Source organism: Mesorhizobium sp. M0768 (genome assembly GCF_040320195.1).
Taxonomy (GTDB): Bacteria; Pseudomonadota; Alphaproteobacteria; order Rhizobiales; family Rhizobiaceae; genus Mesorhizobium.
Genome location: NZ_JAMYPD010000006.1, coordinates 100,420 through 117,183, shown reverse-complemented (window position 1 = coordinate 117,183; position 16,764 = coordinate 100,420). Strand labels below are relative to the sequence as shown.

The window sequence follows — 16,764 nt, the reverse complement described above, 5'->3', positions numbered from 1 at the left end:
TCCCGCCAAATGGCCATTGTCGTTCGCCAAATGGCCCGAGTGAGGCATAGCCCGGTAACTTCTTTTTACATTGTGGTGCGTGCATTTAGCATTGCCACAAATGACCAAAATTTAACGACAGTGCGGCGCGCGGCATCACGGCCCTCGCGCAGGGACTTATGGCAGCCTCACTCAGCCGTGACTGGACCAGGCAAGCTTCGGCTCTATGTTGCCGCGGGGGGCGCCGACGAGGAGCGCGCCATGACAACACCTGCCGAACCCACCGCCGCCGAGCCTGTCATTACCCAGGCGATGATCGATGCCTATGACGAATACACGCACCTGACGCTCGACCGGCGGCGCTTCATGGAGCAATTGACCAGGCTTGCCGGATCGGGTGCGGCAGCTGCCGCGATCGCGCCGCTGCTGGCGGCGAACTCGGCCCAGGCGGCAATCGTGGCGGAAGACGATCCGCGTGTGAAAGGCGAGGACATCAGCTATCCCGGCAGCGCCGGCGAGATGAAGGGCTATCTGGTCAGGCCGGCGGAGCAGACCGGCAAGCTTGGCACGGTCATCGTGGTGCACGAGAACAGGGGTCTCAACCCGCATATTCGCGATGTGGCGCGGCGCGTGGCGCTGGAAGGGTTCGTGGCGCTTGCGCCGGACTTCATGACACCGCTCGGCGGCACGCCGGACGATGAAAACAGGGCACGTGACTTGTTTTCCCAGCTCGATCCAGCACAGGTCGCCGCCAATGCCGTGGCAACCGTCGCCTACCTCAAAGGCTACAAGGACGGCAACGGCAAGGTCGGCGCTGTCGGCTTCTGCTGGGGCGGCGGCACGGTGAACATGCTGGCCGTCAACGCGCCGGACCTCGCCGCCGCCGTCGCCTATTACGGCATGCAGCCACAGGCCGAGGACGTGCCGAAGATCAAGGCCGCGCTCATGCTGCATTATGCCGGGCTCGACACCCGCACCAATGCCGGCATCGATGCCTTCAAGAAGGCACTCGACGCGGCCCATGTCGAATACTCGGTCTATGTTTATGAAGGCGCCAACCATGCCTTCAACAACGAAACGTCGGCGGCCCGCTATGACAAGAAGGCGGCTGACCTCGCCTGGGGCAGGACGATCGCCTTCCTCAAGGAGAAACTGGCCTGATCAGTCCGGCGCCGGCTTATGGAACGCCACGCCGGCCACCACCAGGGCGATGCCAAGGCAGTCGGTGAGGCTCGGCACCTGCCGCAGCACAATGATGCCGATCAACGTCGCGGTGACCGGCAGCAAAGACAGCATCAGCGCGAAGCTGGAGCGCGGCAGCCGCGACATGGTAAGCTGGTCGCAAATATAGGGAATAACCGACGAGCAGATGCCGACGCCGACCGCCGCAAACAGCAGCGGCGGCGCCGAGAAAGCCGGCAGAGCATCGGCGAAACCGATCGGAAGAACGACGAGAAGGGCGACCGCCATGGCGGCACCCAGCCCGGCGATGCCATCGCCGGCGCCGCCGCGCGCGACGCGGTGGCCGAGCACGATGTAGCTAACGAACAGCGTGCCGTTGAGGAAGGCCCAGAACAGGCCGACGGGATCGCTCGACCATTTGACGTCGATCAGCAACAGGGTGCCGGCGACAGCGATTGCGAGGGCGGCGAGATTGCGCGGGCTTTTGAGGCCAACAAGCGCAACGGCGATGGTGCCGACGAATTCGATCGCCGCCACCAGCGAGATCGGCAGCCGGTCGAGCGCCAGGTAAAACGAGCAATTCATCACCCCAAGGCAGACGCCGAAAGCCACAAGCAACAACCGCGTCGAGCGATCGGCGCGGGCGAAGACCGCCCATGGCCGGGTCAATGGGGCAAAGACGAGTGCCGCGGTGGCGATGCGCAGCCAAGCCATGCCCAGCACGCCGACATGCGGGAACAGCAGCACCGCGAAGGCCGGTCCGAGATAGTGGAACACGGCGCTGACGCCGAACCAGAGATGCGGCGGGACCGCGTTTGCCAAGGTAAAGGCGGGGCCGGCGAGTGCCGGACTTGCCGCTGGGGCTTGCGTCCGATCTTGCATGGGATCAGTATCGCAGGCGATTTTTGCCATTGATATGGATGATGGCCGGGCATTGCGGCCATTTCCTTTCCGAAAGCAAGGAGTATTCCGCTGAAACGCCTTCGAAATGAAAATAGCGATCTGGATCCGGCGGACCTGAAAATCCTGCGCCTGCTGGAAAAGGACGCGCGCACCAGCACCGCCGAACTGGCGCGGTCGGTCGGCCTGTCGGCGCCGAGCGTGGCCGAGCGCATCAAGCGGCTGCAGGAAAGCGGCGTGATTGAGGCCTACACGGTGCGCATCAATCCGGCCGCGCTCGGCATGAAATTGTCGGCGTGGCTGCGGATCAGGCCGGTGCCGGGCCAGCTCGCTGTCGTGGCCGAAATCATCCGCGACCTACCGGAAATCGCCCAATGCGACCGGGTCGCCGGTGAAGACTGTTTCATCGCGCTGGCGCATGTCGCCTCGGTGGCCGAGCTCGAGCGGGTGATCGACCGGATCATTCCGTTCGCGATGACCAATACGGCGATTATCCAATCATCGCCTGTCGTGGCGCGTTCGCCGCTGGGGGCGGTGAAGCGGCTGCCTTGACACTTGGGATCGTTCGTCAGCACATCATCAGAAATGCAAACCGGACGGCCGGTCTGTTTCTTCCCCCACCGTTCAGGCGTGGCCGCGTTTCATCCGCGCCCGCTTCAGGATGGCGCGCCAGCGGATCATGGCGAAGGGGATCGGCTCGTTGTTGTTGGCGATGTGGAAGATCTCGTTGTTGAGGTTCTTCAGCGAGCGCCAGAAATCATAGTCGGTGATGCGTGGATCAGCCGCCAGCCTGTCCGCCTCGACCTTGATGTCGGTTTTCATGCACGTTCCCCGAACCGCTGCTGCTCCGCCGCCCGTATCGCAATTCGATGCGGACGGTTTTCCAACGCCGCGCTGAGTCGTTCAACGTCTCAATTCGGCTTGTTCACGTTAAAACCTCGGTAAGGTTAACGGCGGTTGGGTTGCGGTTCAAGCCGGCTTACGACGAATACCGATCGAGCGGCCGGCGCGCTCCGGCATCGGCAGGGCGGCATGGGCGGCGCGCATCGCTTCCACCCTGGCCAGGACGTCGGCGGGGAAGGGCGCTACCTTCGGGCCAGCCATGTCGACGTGCAGCGACAATGTTTCTGAAGTGGCGGCGAGCCAACCGTCGACATGACGGATTTCCTGATAGGCCCTCAGCCGCTTCTCGTCATGGTCCAGCAGCTGGAACGAAACGGTGACCCTGTGGTCGAGATGCAACTCCTGGACGTAGCAGACATGGACTTCCGCCGTGTAGATGGTCAGCCGTCGTTCTTTCACGTAATCCGGCCCCATCCCCATCATCTCGAAGGCTTCGTCGGAGCAACGATCGAAAAGCACGTTGTAGTAGGCCATGTTGAGATGGCCGTTGTAGTCGATCCAGGCCTCCTCGATGTCCATGGCGCGGGAGACGAAAGGGGCGGGGATGGGCATCGGAAACTTCCTTCTCGTCATGCCGGGGTGAGCGTGGACTGGACAGAGCGTGCTTGGTGAGACTACGCATCCGTAGAAGCAGAACAAGGGTGGACGCTGGTCCATTCGCGGAGGAATCGATGGCTCTAAGCGACATAATCCGGTCGAGCGCAACGAAGAAGGCATTGCCGCCGTACTCGGCATCCTCAAGCAGCGGCTCGGCGAGCGATTCCAGACCGGCCAGGCGATCCGGGCCCAGCACGCTCACACCACGACCTATATCCCGACGCAGGCGCCGGACGGCGTCGCCTTTGCCGAGACGACGGAGGAGGTGCAGGAGATCGTGCGCGCATGCGCGGCGCATCGCGTGCCGGTGATCGCCTTTGGCGTCGGTTCCTCGCTGGAAGGCCACACCAATGCGCCGGGCGGCGGCATCTCGCTCGATACGTCACGCATGAACCGCATCATTGCGGTCAATCCGCAGGACCTCGACTGCACCGTCGAGCCCGGCGTGACGCGCGAGGATCTCAACCGGCACCTGCGCGACACCGGCCTGTTCTTTCCGATCGACCCGGGTGCCAATGCCTCGCTCGGCGGCATGGCGGCGACGCGTGCGTCGGGCACCAACGCGGTGCGCTACGGCACGATGCGCGAGAACGTCCTGTCGCTGACGGCGGTGATGGCCGACGGGGAAGCAGTGACGACCGGCAAGCGCGCCAAGAAAAGCTCGGCCGGCTATGATCTGACGCGGCTGCTGATCGGTTCGGAAGGCACGCTTGGCATCATCACCCAGCTGACCTTGAAGCTGCAGGGCATTCCACAGGCGATTTCAGGCGGCGTCTGCCCGTTTCCCAGCCTCGAGGCGGCGTGCAACACGGTGATCGCGACCATCCAGATGGGCATTCCGGTGGCGCGCATAGAATTGGTCAACGCGCTGCAGATGCGGGCGATGAAGACCTATTCGAAGCTCGACTATCCGGAGAGCCCGTGCCTGTTCGTCGAGTTCCACGGCAGCGATGCCGGCGTCGCCGAACAGGCCGAGACCTTCGGCATGATCGCCGAGGAAAATAGCGGCGGTCCGTTCCTGTGGACCAGCGTCGCCGAAGAGCGGACAAAATTGTGGAAAGCCCGGCACGATGCCTACTGGTCGTCGCTGACGCTGCGGCCGGGCGCCAAGGGCCTGTCGACCGATGTCTGCGTGCCGATCTCGCGCTTTGCCGAATGCGTCACCGAGACCGAGGCGGATATCGCCGAGATGGGCCTGATCGCGCCGATCGTCGGCCATGCCGGCGACGGCAATTTCCATGTGCTGGTGCTGATGGACGTGGACGACCCGAAGGAGATCGCGCTGGCCGAAAAATTCGTGGCGCGGCTCAATTTGCGCGCCATCGCCATGGACGGCACCTGCACTGGCGAGCATGGCATAGGGCAAGGCAAGATCGGCTTCCTGCGGCATGAGCTCGGCCATGGCGTCGACATCATGCGCACGATCAAGCAGGCGCTCGATCCGCTGAACATCATGAACCCGGGGAAGATACTGCCGGGAAAGGACTGACATCAGGCCGCTGCCGCGCCCCGATTTGCCTCTTTATCGACACGCTGATGGGGGTAGAGTGCCACTGACTTTACTATCAACTGTCTAGGAGTTCATGCTCGCACGCCTGTTCGTGATCTTCGGTGGGCTTCTTGTGCTGGTGCTGTGTGCGGCGCTGGTGGTGCCGTACTTTGTCGACTGGACAGGTTACCGTGCCGATTTCGAGCGCGAGGCCAGTGCCGTCCTGGGCCGCAAGGTGACCGTGCGAGGCGATGCGACGGCAAGGCTGTTGCCGTTCCCCTCGGTGACCTTTTCCAACGTCGCCGTTGCCGGTGGCCCTAACGGCCAGCCGGCGATGACCGTCGAAACCTTTTCGATGGATGCAGAACTCGCGCCATTCCTGCGCGGCGAGGTGCTGATCTTCGACATGCGCCTGGTGAGGCCGAAGGCGACGATTGACATCGCCGCCGACGGCACGGTCGACTGGACGATACGGCCGTCCTCGCCCTTCGATCCCGGCCAGATCTCCATCGAGAAGCTGACGGTGACGGAAGGACAGATCGCGCTCAGCCACGCCGCCGGCGGGCGCAGCCATCTTATTTCCGAGATCAACTCGACGATCTCGGCCAAGTCGCTGGCCGGCCCCTGGCGGCTGGACGGCTCGCTGTTGCTGGACGGATTGCGGACGACGATCGCCGCTTCCACCGGCAAGGCCGAACCGGACGGGCAAATGCGGCTCAGGCTCAAGGCCGATCCGGACGCCTATCCGCTGGTCATCGAGACCGACGGCAATGTGGGCCTCGTCGAGGGCGCCGCCGTCTATTCGGGCCAGTTCAAGATATCGGGCGCAGACCAGACTGCGGCGCGGCAGCTGGGCACCGGCGGCGAGGCGCTGAAAGTCAGCGCCGGCAAACCGGACCCGGGCTTCAGGCTGAACGGCAAGTTTTCGCTCGACCACCAGAAGCTCGGCGTCGACGAATTCCGCTTCGAGACCGGGCCGCGCGACAATCCCTACACTGCCGACGGCAAGGCTGCGGTCGACCTTGGGCTGAAGCCGCATTTCTCGATCGAGGCCAATGGCGCGCAGGTGCAGTTCGACGAGGCCGTGGGGGCGGCGGCCGGTGCCGGATTGACGCTGTCCGAGCGGGTGGCGGCGCTGGAGCAGGCGCTGCTCGACCTGCCGAAGCCGACCATACCGGGCACGGTCGAGGTGAAACTGCCGGCGGTGGTGGCAGGCGATACCACCGTTCGCGACGTGCACCTGTCCGCCGAGCCAGCCGAGGGCGGCTGGGCGGTAAAATCGCTGGCCGCCACGCTGCCCGGCCGCGCCAAGCTGGAAGCCAACGGCATGGTCAGCGTCGAGGACCATTTCGGTTTCACCGGATCGCTGCTTCTGGCGGTGGCGCAGCCCTCCGGCTTCGCCGCATGGCTGTCGAAGGACGTCGACGAGGCGATCCGCCGCTTGCCGGCCGCCGGCTTCAAGGCCAAGGTGGATTTGAGCGAGAAGTACCAGGCCTTCAGCGATCTCGAACTCATCCTCGGCAAGGCGAAGTTCTCCGGCCGCATCGATTCCAGCCAGCCCGACGACACAAGGCCATCGGTGCTGATGCAACTGGAAGGTGGCGAACTCGATGTCGACGGGCTCGCCGCCTTCGCCTCGATCTTCGTCAGCGACAAGGGCGCCAACCGCTTTTCCGACCGCGACCTCGATTTCCAGATCAAGGCCGGGCCGGTCAGCGCCGGCGGGTTGACCGCCGATAGCGTCGACACCGCGCTTAGATTGCGCGAGGGGCTGCTTGAGATCGACCGACTGTCGGTCGGCGGACTTGCCGGCGCCTCGATCAGCGCCACCGGCCGGATCAAGGATTTCCCGGCGAGCCCGACCGGCAAGCTCGACGCCTCGGTGGTCGCCGTCGACCTCAAGCCGCTGATCGACGTCGCCGTCCAGCATTATCCCGGCAATGCAGTGCTGAAGGGCCTGGCGGAGCGTGCTGCTGCCTATCCCGAGCTGTTCCAGGATGCGCGTATCGATGCGGTCACGAGTGCCGCAGACAATGGCGATGGTACGACCGGACTGGCAATGAGCGCACAGGGCAAGGCCGGTGGCTCGGCCTTTTCGGCGTCGTTATCCGGCAAAGGGGCGCTCGACCGGCCTCTCGAAGCGCCGGTGACGCTGACCTTCAACGCAAGGAATGCCGACGCCACGGCGCTGCTGGCGCTTTACGGTTTGCCGGCGCTGCCACTCGGCATGCTCGGCGAGGCGACCACCGAGGTCTCGGCCAAAGGCACGCTTGGCGGTGGCCTGGCGACACGATTCAGCCTGGCCGGCAACGACTTCAAAGCTGGTTTCGACGGGACAATTGCCGACACGGCTCAAGGCGCGGCCGCCAAGGGCAAGGTCAGCCTTGAAACGGCCGACATCGAGCCATGGCTGATGACGACCGGCGTTGGCCTGCCCGGCATGGGCACCGGCATGTCGACGTCGCTTGCAGCCGATGCCGATTACGGCAATGGTCTCCTGGTGCTGAGCGGCCTCAGCGGCGCCGTCAACGAAGCGGCGGTCTCCGGTGACGTAAATATCGACATCAAAGAGGGGCTGCCGCATCTTGCCGGCGCGCTGTCGCTGGACGAGCTGGACCTCGATCCGATGGCGGTGATGCTGTTCGGCGACCAGGCCTTCCTTGTCAATGACAGGACCTGGCCGACAGCACCGTTCAGCCAGAAATCCAGTCTGCCATTTACCGCCGATCTCGATCTGACGGCGGCGTCGCTTGCCGCCGGCCCGCTTGCCACCGCCTATGACGCTGCGCTGTCGCTGCAGCTCGACCAGGAGGGCATCCGCGTTTCCGACCTCAAGGCAAAGTTCCTCGGCGGCGCGTTGAGTGGCCTGTTCGAGCTCAAGAACAATGACGGCACCGGGCTTTTCTCCAGTCAGATGAAACTCGCCGGCGCCGATCTGGTAGCCGTGCTGCCGGAGGCCGGCATCAGCGGAAGCGGCGAGTTCTCGACGGCGCTTTCGACCAGCGGCAAATCGGTCGACGCGATGGTTGCGGCGCTGTCCGGTTCCGGCACGGCGACGCTGAAGGGCATGACTATTGCCGGCTTCAATCCCGATGCCTTTGGCGCATTCATTGCCAAGGCCGACGCGATAGGGCGCGGTATCGACGCGTCGAAGACCGCCGGCTTTGTGCCGCAGATCGCCGCGGCGGGCAGTTTTCCGGCGCAGGACACCGATATTGCCTTCACCATCGCCGGCGGCACGCTGAGGGCGCCGCCGGTCAAATTCGAAAGCCCGGGCGCGACGCTGTCCGCCGACATCACCGCCGATCTGAACACCAGCACCGTCGATGCCAAGGGCGAGATCGCCTACCGGCCCGGCGATGAGGCGCTGGTCGGCTCCGAACCGATTTTGAATTTCAGCGTCGACGGGCCGTTTGGCGCCACCAAACGGCAGTTCGACAGCGAGCCGCTGGCACAGTTCCTGACCCAGCGTGCGCTGGAAAAGGAGCAGCAGCGGGTCGAAGCCATGCAAGCCGCACTGCTCGAGAAACAAAGGCTGCGGCGTGAGGTGCGCTACTACGCTGCGCTGCAAACCGAGCGTGAAAGAGCGGCGGAGGAACTGCGCAGGCAACAGGAAGCAGCGCGGCTGAAGGCCGAGGCCGACGCCAAGGCAAAGGCCGAAGCCGAGGCTCAGGCCCAGGCCGAAGCCGAGGCGAGGGCGCAGGCTGAAGCCAAGGCGAAGGCTGAAGCGGACGCCAAGGCACAGGCGGATGCGGAGGCGAGGGCGCAGGCTGAGGCCAAAGCGAAAGCTGAAGCGGACGCCAAGGCAAAGGCCGAAGCTGAGGCGCAGGCCCAAGCCGAAGCGGAGGCCAGGGCGCAGGCTGAAGCCAAGGCAAAGGCGGATGCAGCGGCGAAAGCCGAAGCCGAGGCCAGGGCGAAAGCCGAGGCGGCTGCAAAGGCCGCAGCGGATGCCGAAGCCAAAGCCAAGGCGGCGCAACAGGCTGCCGAGGAAGCAGCGCAGGCCGAAGAACAGCAACGCCAGAGGGCGGAAGAGGCGTTGCGGATCGCCTCGGAAGAGAAGGCAAGGCTCGACGCCGAACGCAAGGCCGCGGCGGAGCGCGCGGAACGGGAGCCACCGGCCGCAAACAACGTGCCACCGCCAGTGCAGCCCCCGCCAAAGCTCAAGCTCGATCCCTCGTCGATCGACGATCTGCTGAAATCGCTGAATGGCGGGTGACGGCGCATCCCTTATGTGTCGCCTCCAGCAAGCAAGCGCTTCAGCATCGGCTCGATCCGCCCGAGTTCGTCGAGATGAGCGGCTGACAGATCGGCGAGACTGTCGTCGGCGCGCTCGGTCAGCCGCAGCAGCACGCGGCGGTGGTCCTCCTCGTCGTGGTCCCTCGCGACCAGCCCGGCTTCGCAAAGACGGTTGACCAATTCCACTGTGCTGTGATGGCGGATGCGCAGGCGCTCCGCGAGGTCGCCAATGGTCACTGGCCCTCCGCCGGGGAACCCTTTGATTGCAAGCAGGCCCTGATGCTGGCGTGGTGTCACCAACATCGCTCGTGCCCGCCATCTTCGGTGGCACGGCCGGCGACCCATCCGCAAGTCGGCACGCCGCCAGAAAGCAAGGTCTGCAAATGAAGTCCGATCACGCCAACCCCAGCCATCTGCGCGATTTTACCACCGATGCCCGGGTGCTGCTCATTGCCGGCATAGCGGTGGTGGTTGCGACGGCGGGGTTGTTTGCCGGCATTGCCCTCTTGAAGCTGATCCGGCTTGCCACGAACATCGCCTATTTTGGCCAGTTCACGCTCGCCGACCTGAAACTGCAGGATACGCCGCTTGGCAGGCCGAAGAACGCGACCGTTCGGCTTTGCTGGGCTTCCGTATCCGGCGCCGGAAACAGGATAGCGTTGCCTGAAGGCTACAACTTGCCGCGCTTGGCCCAATCCAGCACATAGAGCCGGAGCGCCGAGGAGAGATTGGCATCCCGCGGGCGGCTCTCGTCGATTTCGGCGACAAGGGCGGCGAGCGTCAGTTTTCGCACGGCCGCGATGGCGACCAGGTCGTCGTAAAAAGGCTTTTCGAGCGAATAGCTGGTGCGGTGGCCGCGAATGGTGACCGAGCGTTTTTCCACCGGGCTCACGAGACGATCCTACTCACACTTCAAGCATCGGATTTGTCCGAATCGCCCGAATTTTCGCGGCGATGGCCGGCGACGAATTTATCGGCCTTGTCGGCGATCAGGCGGTCGCGATCCCGGCTGGGTTTGGAACGGCCATGCAGCGCCCGGTTCTGTTCGGCCAGGCGCTCCTTCTCGGCTCGCGCCTTCTGCTTGCGTGCCTGACGGAGATTGACGATCTCGGCCATGTCACGCCGCCCGTCGGGTCACTTCTTGCGGAAGGCGTCAAGCGACACCACGTCGGCGCCCTTGGCGACGGCGTCGGCCGCGGCAGGCTTCTTTTCCGCCTCGGCGGTTTTCTTCTTCGACTCGGGCTTTTTCTCGGCGACGATGGCCAGCGGTTCGGGAGCAGGCTTGGCCTTTGTCTCCTGTTCCGCCGGGGTATCGGTCTTGACGTCGAATTCGAGCTCGAAGTTGACGGACGGGTCGTAAAAGCCGCGTACGGCCGAGAACGGGATTTCCAGTTTCTCCGGCACGTCGGAAAACGACAGCCCGACCTCAAAGCCGGTGTCGCTCACCTTCAGGTCCCAATACTGGAACTGGATGACGATGGTCATCTGTTCGGGATAGCGCTCGCGTAGCCGCGACGACACGCGCACGCCCGGCGCGCCGGTGAGAAAGGTGATGAAGAAATGATGGTTGCCCGGGAGACCGGTGCGCGCGACTTCGGCCAGGACCTTGCGCATGACGCCGCGCAACGCCTCCTGGGCCAGAATGTCGTAGCGGATGTGGTCGTCGGCCATGTGGCTGTCGGGTTCCGTTGAATCGTCCTGATAGCTGTAATCAAGCTTGAGCGCGGCGTAAACCGGATATAGATCGCCGGCGTGCGGAAGCGAAGCCCATTGGCGACGATTTGATCGTCAAACAGCTTTGATCGTCAAGCGCTGGCGAGCGCGCCCTGATTGCTCGCCCGGGCCACAGGCTGCCGCTTGCCGAAGGCGCGCAGGAAGGTGCGCACGCCATTTGTCGCCGATTGCACCACCTCGTCCTCGGTCGGTGTGCCGCCGAGCATGAACGTCGTCTGCAACTCGGCATTGGCAAGCGCCATGAACTGGCGCGCTGCGACATCGGGATCGTCGATGTCAAGGAAGCCCGCATGAGCGAGGCGGGCGAAGCGGGCGGCGATCGCCGGCCATGTCCTGCCCGGTCCTTCTTCGCGCCATTCGGCGAACAACTCGGGATAGCGCCCGCCCTCGGTCTGGATCAGCTTGCGCAGGAATTTGCCGTCGCGGTTGCAGATGCAGTTGTGGTTCATCCGCACAGCAAAGGCGATGAGGTCGGCCTCGAGATCCTTCGGCTGATCGGGAAAAGTGGAAATCGTGGCAAAGATGCCGGCATTGCAACGTTCGGTGAGGTCGCGGACGATGGCAACGAAGAGTTTTTCCTTGTCGCCGTGATGATTGTAGATGGTCTGGCGGGAGACGCCGGCCTCGGCGGCAATCATGTCGATATTGGCACCGGCAAAGCTTTCGCGGCAGAAGACCAAGGCGGCGGCATCGACAATCGATATGCGCTTGGCCTCGTGGCCTCGCGGCGGGAAAATGTCAGGAGAGACGTTGGCCTTCATGCAAAACTATATAGAGGTGGTTGACGAATTAGACAAGCCTGTCTAAATTTGTGGACTTGCACGAAGGGGGTTTCGTTCCGCAGAAGAGTCGGAACTCCACGGGATGGAACGTCCTAGGGTTACACGTCGGTCCTCGGCGGCAACCAGAATTCGAAAGAGCCTGCTATCATGAACGCCAAATTCCTCCGCATTGCGGTCGTGCTCGGCCTATTGTCCGCGATCGGCCCGTTTGCCATCGACATGTATCTTCCGGCCCTGCCTTCAATCGGCGAAGATCTGCATGCCGGCACTGCCGCGGTGCAGATGAGCCTGCTGATCTTCTTTCTTTCCATGGGCTTCGGCCAGATCGTCGTCGGACCGATCTCCGACATGGTCGGCCGCAAGCTGCCACTCTACGGCGGCCTGGCGCTGTTCATGGTCGGCGGCGTCGGCTCGGCGCTGGCTCCCTCGATCGAATGGCTGATCGCCTTCCGCTTCCTGCAAGGGCTCGGCGCCAGCGCCGGCATGGCCGTGCCGCGCGCGATCGTGCGCGATCTGCATACCGGCACCGAGGCCGCCAAGCTGATGTCGCTGCTGATGCTTGTGTTTTCGGTGTCGCCGATCCTGGCACCGCTGACCGGTAGCCAGATCATCGAGAATTTCGGCTGGCGCGCCGTGTTCTGGACGGTGACGGGCGCGGCCGTGCTCGCCACCATCCTGCTGGCGACCTCGCTCAAGGAGACACGGCCGGTCGAGGAGCGCGCCGGGTCGTCCTTCGGGACGGCACTTTCCGGCTACCGCTTCCTGATGGGCGACCGCAACTTCCTTGGCCTGACGGCCATCGCCGGCTTCGGCATTGCGAGCTTCTTCGTCTATCTGTCGAGCTCGTCCTTCATCCTGATCGACCATTATGGCCTGTCGCCTTCGGTCTACAGCGTGTTCTTCTCGATCAATGCGGTTGCCTTTATCGGCATGTCGCAGCTGACCGGGTTGCTGTCGGAGCGGTTCGGGCTGCAGCGCGTGGTGCGCGTCGCGGTGACCGGCTATGCGACGACGATGGTGGTGCTGTTCGCGGTGATGGCATCGGGTGTCGACCGGCTCGACGTGATGGCGGCGCTGCTGTTCATCGGCTACGGCTTTCTCGGCCTGGTCATCCCGACGACGTCGGTGCTGGCCATGGAAGAGCATGGCGAGATCGCCGGTACCGCGTCGGCGCTGATGGGCACGCTGCACTTCGCCATCGGCGCGGTCGCCATGGGCGTCGCCGGCGTGTTTTTCGACGGCACGCCGCTGCCGATGGTGGCGGGCATCACGCTCTGCGCGGCGATCTCCTTCACACTGGCCAAAATAACGCTCGGCCGCAGCCGGGACGTCGCGGAAGCGCCGGCGGAGTAAACTTCGCCTATCGAGCGGCACGGTTGCCGGTCGCCTGACTGTCGGCGGCCTGGAGACGCTTTGCTCGACACGCTTGCCAGCTCTGCTGGCGGAATTCCATCGGCGCCATCCCGATGTGGAACTGAACCTCAGGGCGGACGATAGCAGTGGGTTGCGGCCGGCGTGACAAGCGGGGCGCTGGACGTATCTTTCCATTTCGGAGCCGTCCCGGCGGCGGCGCCGGAGCTGCGAAGCGAGCAAGTGGCATTAGAAGAGCTCGTCACCATAATGCCGGCAAATCACCGGTTGGCCGGATATTCTGCCATAACGCCCGACGATCTGGCCGACGAGGCCTTCCTCGTCACCCAGCCCGGTTGCGTCTATAGGCGGATGTTCGACGAAACGTTTGCCGCAACATTGCCTGACCGTCCAAAACTCGTCGGCGAGTTCGCCAGCATGGGCGCGATACGGAGCCTTGTTGAAGGCGGTCTTGGATGCGCGCTGGTCCCGCGTCTGGTGGCTTCCGCGGCTGACGCCAATATCGTCGTGCTGCCCTGGGTCGGAAGCAGCCCGGTGACGCCGGTCACCATGGTATGGCGCCACCGGCGCATTCAAGCGCCGGTGCTGCGGCTGTTCCTTGCAATGGTCCGCGAAATTTTGGCCATCGCTAGACCAGTCGCTGGCCACCATCGACATGAAGCACGGTTCCGGTGATGAAGCCGTTGTGCATGAGGGACGTGATGGCTTGGGCAATGTCGGCTGCCTGGCCGATCCGGCCGACGAGCAGACGCTTTGCCATGGCGTCCAGCGCGGCTGTCTTTCCGCTGCCGACGACGGCATCCCAAATCGGCGTGTCGACCCAGCCGGGCGAAACGACGTTGACGCGGATCGGCGCCAGTTCGACGGCAAGCGCGTAGGTGAGTGAGCCAAGTGCCCCATTAACGGCTGCCACCACCGAGCCTTTCGCCGCCGGACGATAGGCGGCGATGCCCGAGGTCAGCGTGATCGATCCCCCGGGCGTCAGACGAGGCGCGCCATGTTTGGCAAGAAGAAGCGGTCCGACGACTTTGGAATCCATCACTTTCCGCGCCACCGAGATATCCATCTCGGGAAGCAACACATAGACGCCGGTAACGTCGGCGGCGGTCGAGACGATGTGGTCGAGCGTGCCGACATCCTGGAACAGGCGCTGGACCTCGTCCTCGCTTGTGACGTCGGCTGCGATCGTCCTCAGCCTTTCCGGGTGAGGCAAGCGCTGCCGTGCGGCCGACAACCGGTCCTCGGAGCGGCCGACGATCGTAACCTCGGCGCCGGCGGCAAGCTGCTGTTCGGCAAGCGACAGCCCCATACCGGAACTGCCGCCAACGATCAGGATGCGTTCGTGTTTTGGTGTGGTTTCCTGGTTCATCTTGTCTCTCCATGAGGCAGCTCGCCGGGCATGACCACACGCGGCGAGAAACTGAGGCCTTGTCCCGCAAAGGCGTGGAAGAAGGGAAACGGGAAGAAACGAATACTGCCATCGGAGGTTCCGATGATGGGAGGCCCTTGGGCTTTCGCCTCAGCCTGAGACGCCTCAGCCTGAGACGTTGACGATGCGCGATTTTCTGTGTAGCAGCGATCATCATGAAGATCGCAATGGTTCTTGCAGTGGTAGGAAAGCGCACGGGCAGGATGGTGTAACCATCCGGCGACAGCCACCCGTGCGCGACAAACAGGCTCCCGACGGGGCCTTTTTTATGCCCGAAATTCTTCTTACGCCCGATTTCGGCGATGCCCCGTCAGCCCATCCTCATCACGCTACGGGACAGAACCATGACAAGCGATAATTCCATTCAGCATACGAGCAACCGCATGACAGGAGCGGAGATCGTTCTCCGCGCACTCAAAGACAATGGTGTGGAGCATATTTTCGGCTATCCCGGCGCGGCCATATTGCCGATCTACGACGAGATATTCCAGCAGGACGACATCAAGCATATCCTCGTGCGCCACGAACAGGGCGCCGGCCATGCCGCGGAGGGTTATGCCCGGTCCACGGGCAAGGTCGGCGTGATGCTGGTCACATCAGGCCCAGGCACGACGAATGCCGTGACGCCCCTGCAGGACGCGCTGATGGATTCAGTGCCGATCGTCTGTCTGTTCGGACAAGTGCCGACAACATTGATCGGCTCCGATGCCTTTCAGGAATGTGACACGATTGGCATCACGCGATCCTGCACCAAGCACAACTCTTTGGTCAAAGACGTCAATGACCTGGCGTCAGCAATCCATACGGCGTTCCACATCGCCCGGTCGGGGCGACCGGGGCCTGTTCTCGTCGACATGCCAAAGGACGTTCTGTTTGCGTCCGGCGTGTACACGCCGCCATCGGGTGTTGCTGCGCTGAAAAATTATCGACCGAAGCTGCAGGGTGATATCGGCAAGATCGGCCAAGCGATAGCACTGATGGCCAATGCCAGCCGTCCCGTTATTTATGCCGGCGGCGGCATCGTCAATTCCGGCCCGGAAGCATCGAGATTGCTGCGGGAGTTGGTTCAACTGACCGACTTTCCGATCACCTCGACGCTGATGGGCCTTGGGGCTTACCCCGCCTCCGGCAAGAACTGGCTCAAAATGGTCGGTCTGCATGGTTCCTATGAGGCGAACATGGCGATGCACGATTGCGACGTCATGATCTGTGTCGGCGCGCGCTTCGATGACCGCGTGACCTCGCGTGTGGACGCTTTTTCGCCGAACTCCAGCAAGATCCATATCGATATAGATCCGTCCTCGATCAACAAGAACGTCCACGTCGATATCGGCATACAAGGCGATGTCGGCAATGTTCTGGATGACATGGTTCGTCTATGGCGCGCATTGTCTCAGAAACCGGATGGAGGCCGCCTCCAGGACTGGTGGAGAAGGATCGCCGGCTGGCGCGCACGCAATTCATTCTCATATGAGATGAACAAGGATGTGATCGTGCCGCAATACGCGGTGGAGCGTCTCTGCGCGCTGACGAAGGATCGCGACACATACATCACCACTGAAGTGGGCCAGCATCAGATGTGGGCGGCCCAATTCTACGGCTTGGAAAAGCCGAACCGCTGGATGAGTTCGGGCGGCCTCGGGACGATGGGCTACGGCCTGCCGGCGGCGCTGGGCGTGCAGATCGCACATCCGGACAGCCTCGTCATCGATATCGCCGGCGACGCATCGGTTCAGATGACCATGAAAGAGATGTCGACGGCAGTCCAGTACGACGCGCCGATCAAGGTCTTCATCCTGAACAACGGATATATGGGCATGGTTCGCCAGTGGCAGCAAATTCTCCACGGCAACCGCCTCGCGCATTCCTATTCCGAGGCTTTGCCCGATTTTGTCAAATTGGCCGAGGCGTTCGGAGCGGTCGGCCTGCGCTGCGACAAACCAGCCGACCTTGATGATGCGATCCAGGAAATGATCGATGTGGACCGGCCGGTGCTCCTTGACTGTCGTGTTGCCAAGCTCGCCAATTGTTTTCCGATGATCAGGACGGGCAGGGCGCACAATGAGATGTCACATGAGGCTGCCGACGAGACCTTTGGCAGCGCGATCGAAACGATCAGCCAGGGACTGGTATGAACGCAGCGGCGCCAGGGCGTATCAGGG

General features: G+C 63.3%; 14 protein-coding genes and 3 pseudogenes. 8 read left to right on the top strand and 9 right to left on the bottom strand.

Annotated elements, in window-relative coordinates; all coding sequences use genetic code 11:
* Window positions 1-240 precede the first annotated feature (240 nt).
* Window positions 241-1,140 (top strand): dienelactone hydrolase family protein, encoded by a 900-nt coding sequence (locus NKI08_RS10715; RefSeq protein ID WP_352768969.1) that lies wholly within the window; start codon window positions 241-243, stop codon window positions 1,138-1,140.
* Here the strand turns inward: NKI08_RS10715 and NKI08_RS10710 are convergent, their stop codons facing one another.
* Window positions 1,141-2,043 (bottom strand): EamA family transporter, encoded by a 903-nt coding sequence (locus tag NKI08_RS10710; RefSeq protein WP_352768967.1) that lies wholly within the window; start codon window positions 2,041-2,043, stop codon window positions 1,141-1,143.
* A gap of 90 nt (window positions 2,044-2,133) precedes the next feature.
* Between NKI08_RS10710 and NKI08_RS10705 the strand changes: the two genes are divergently transcribed.
* Window positions 2,134-2,613 carry an Lrp/AsnC family transcriptional regulator gene (locus tag NKI08_RS10705; protein ID WP_352471646.1) on the top strand — a complete coding sequence of 160 codons (480 nt, stop codon included), beginning with the start codon at window positions 2,134-2,136 and terminating at the stop codon, window positions 2,611-2,613.
* 72 nt (window positions 2,614-2,685) lie between these two features.
* Here the strand turns inward: NKI08_RS10705 and NKI08_RS10700 are convergent, their stop codons facing one another.
* Together NKI08_RS10700 and NKI08_RS10695 are read right to left on the bottom strand one after the other, a co-directional pair.
* Window positions 2,686-2,883 carry a hypothetical protein gene (locus NKI08_RS10700; RefSeq protein ID WP_352768964.1) on the bottom strand — a complete coding sequence of 66 codons (198 nt, stop codon included), beginning with the start codon at window positions 2,881-2,883 and terminating at the stop codon, window positions 2,686-2,688.
* 147 nt (window positions 2,884-3,030) lie between these two features.
* Entirely contained in the window at window positions 3,031-3,516 is a 486-nt protein-coding gene (locus NKI08_RS10695; RefSeq protein WP_352768961.1) for a thioesterase family protein, read from the bottom strand.
* Window positions 3,517-3,635: 119 nt separating this feature from the next.
* On the opposite strand from NKI08_RS10695, the pseudogene NKI08_RS10690 reads away from it, so the two are divergent.
* A pseudogene (locus NKI08_RS10690) lies at window positions 3,636-5,050 on the top strand (FAD-binding oxidoreductase).
* Between the two features lie 94 nt (window positions 5,051-5,144).
* A complete protein-coding gene (locus NKI08_RS10685; RefSeq protein WP_352768959.1) occupies window positions 5,145-9,266 on the top strand; it encodes an AsmA family protein in 4,122 nt (1,373 codons plus the stop codon).
* A gap of 11 nt (window positions 9,267-9,277) precedes the next feature.
* Here the strand turns inward: NKI08_RS10685 and NKI08_RS10680 are convergent.
* Window positions 9,278-9,583, bottom strand: a pseudogene (locus NKI08_RS10680) (MarR family winged helix-turn-helix transcriptional regulator); the annotation flags it as partial.
* A gap of 86 nt (window positions 9,584-9,669) precedes the next feature.
* Between NKI08_RS10680 and NKI08_RS34680 the strand changes: the two are divergent.
* On the top strand, window positions 9,670-9,993 hold the full coding sequence (locus NKI08_RS34680; RefSeq protein ID WP_502895654.1) for a hypothetical protein: 324 nt from the start codon (window positions 9,670-9,672) through the stop codon (window positions 9,991-9,993).
* Here NKI08_RS34680 and NKI08_RS10670 read toward each other — a convergent pair.
* The 4 genes from NKI08_RS10670 to NKI08_RS10655 form a co-directional block, all read right to left on the bottom strand.
* A complete protein-coding gene (locus NKI08_RS10670) occupies window positions 9,957-10,178 on the bottom strand; it encodes a ribbon-helix-helix domain-containing protein (RefSeq protein WP_352450079.1) in 222 nt (73 codons plus the stop codon). The two genes, NKI08_RS34680 and NKI08_RS10670, sit on opposite strands and share 37 nt — an antisense overlap.
* A 20-nt stretch (window positions 10,179-10,198) precedes the next feature.
* On the bottom strand, window positions 10,199-10,402 hold the full coding sequence (locus NKI08_RS10665; protein ID WP_023676708.1) for a DUF4169 family protein: 204 nt from the start codon (window positions 10,400-10,402) through the stop codon (window positions 10,199-10,201).
* 18 nt (window positions 10,403-10,420) lie between these two features.
* Window positions 10,421-10,957: an SspB family protein gene (locus tag NKI08_RS10660; protein ID WP_352539556.1), complete on the bottom strand. Its 537-nt coding sequence runs from the start codon at window positions 10,955-10,957 to the stop codon at window positions 10,421-10,423.
* Between the two features lie 134 nt (window positions 10,958-11,091).
* Window positions 11,092-11,781, bottom strand: coding sequence for a TetR/AcrR family transcriptional regulator (locus NKI08_RS10655; protein ID WP_352768956.1), 690 nt, complete (start codon window positions 11,779-11,781; stop codon window positions 11,092-11,094).
* Window positions 11,782-11,949: 168 nt separating this feature from the next.
* Here NKI08_RS10655 and NKI08_RS10650 point away from each other — a divergent pair, with 168 nt between their 5' ends.
* Together NKI08_RS10650 and NKI08_RS10645 are read left to right on the top strand one after the other, a co-directional pair.
* Complete coding sequence (locus tag NKI08_RS10650) at window positions 11,950-13,155, top strand: multidrug effflux MFS transporter (protein WP_023676705.1); 1,206 nt, start codon at window positions 11,950-11,952, stop codon at window positions 13,153-13,155.
* A gap of 73 nt (window positions 13,156-13,228) precedes the next feature.
* A pseudogene (locus NKI08_RS10645) lies at window positions 13,229-13,848 on the top strand (LysR family transcriptional regulator substrate-binding protein).
* Here NKI08_RS10645 and NKI08_RS10640 read toward each other — a convergent pair.
* Window positions 13,802-14,542 (bottom strand): SDR family oxidoreductase, encoded by a 741-nt coding sequence (locus tag NKI08_RS10640; protein ID WP_352471608.1) that lies wholly within the window; start codon window positions 14,540-14,542, stop codon window positions 13,802-13,804. The pseudogene NKI08_RS10645 and the gene NKI08_RS10640 sit on opposite strands and share 47 nt — an antisense overlap.
* A 404-nt stretch (window positions 14,543-14,946) precedes the next feature.
* Here NKI08_RS10640 and NKI08_RS10635 point away from each other — a divergent pair, with 404 nt between their 5' ends.
* Window positions 14,947-16,737: an acetolactate synthase 3 large subunit gene (locus NKI08_RS10635; protein ID WP_352768953.1), complete on the top strand. Its 1,791-nt coding sequence runs from the start codon at window positions 14,947-14,949 to the stop codon at window positions 16,735-16,737.
* Window positions 16,738-16,764: the final 27 nt, after the last annotated feature.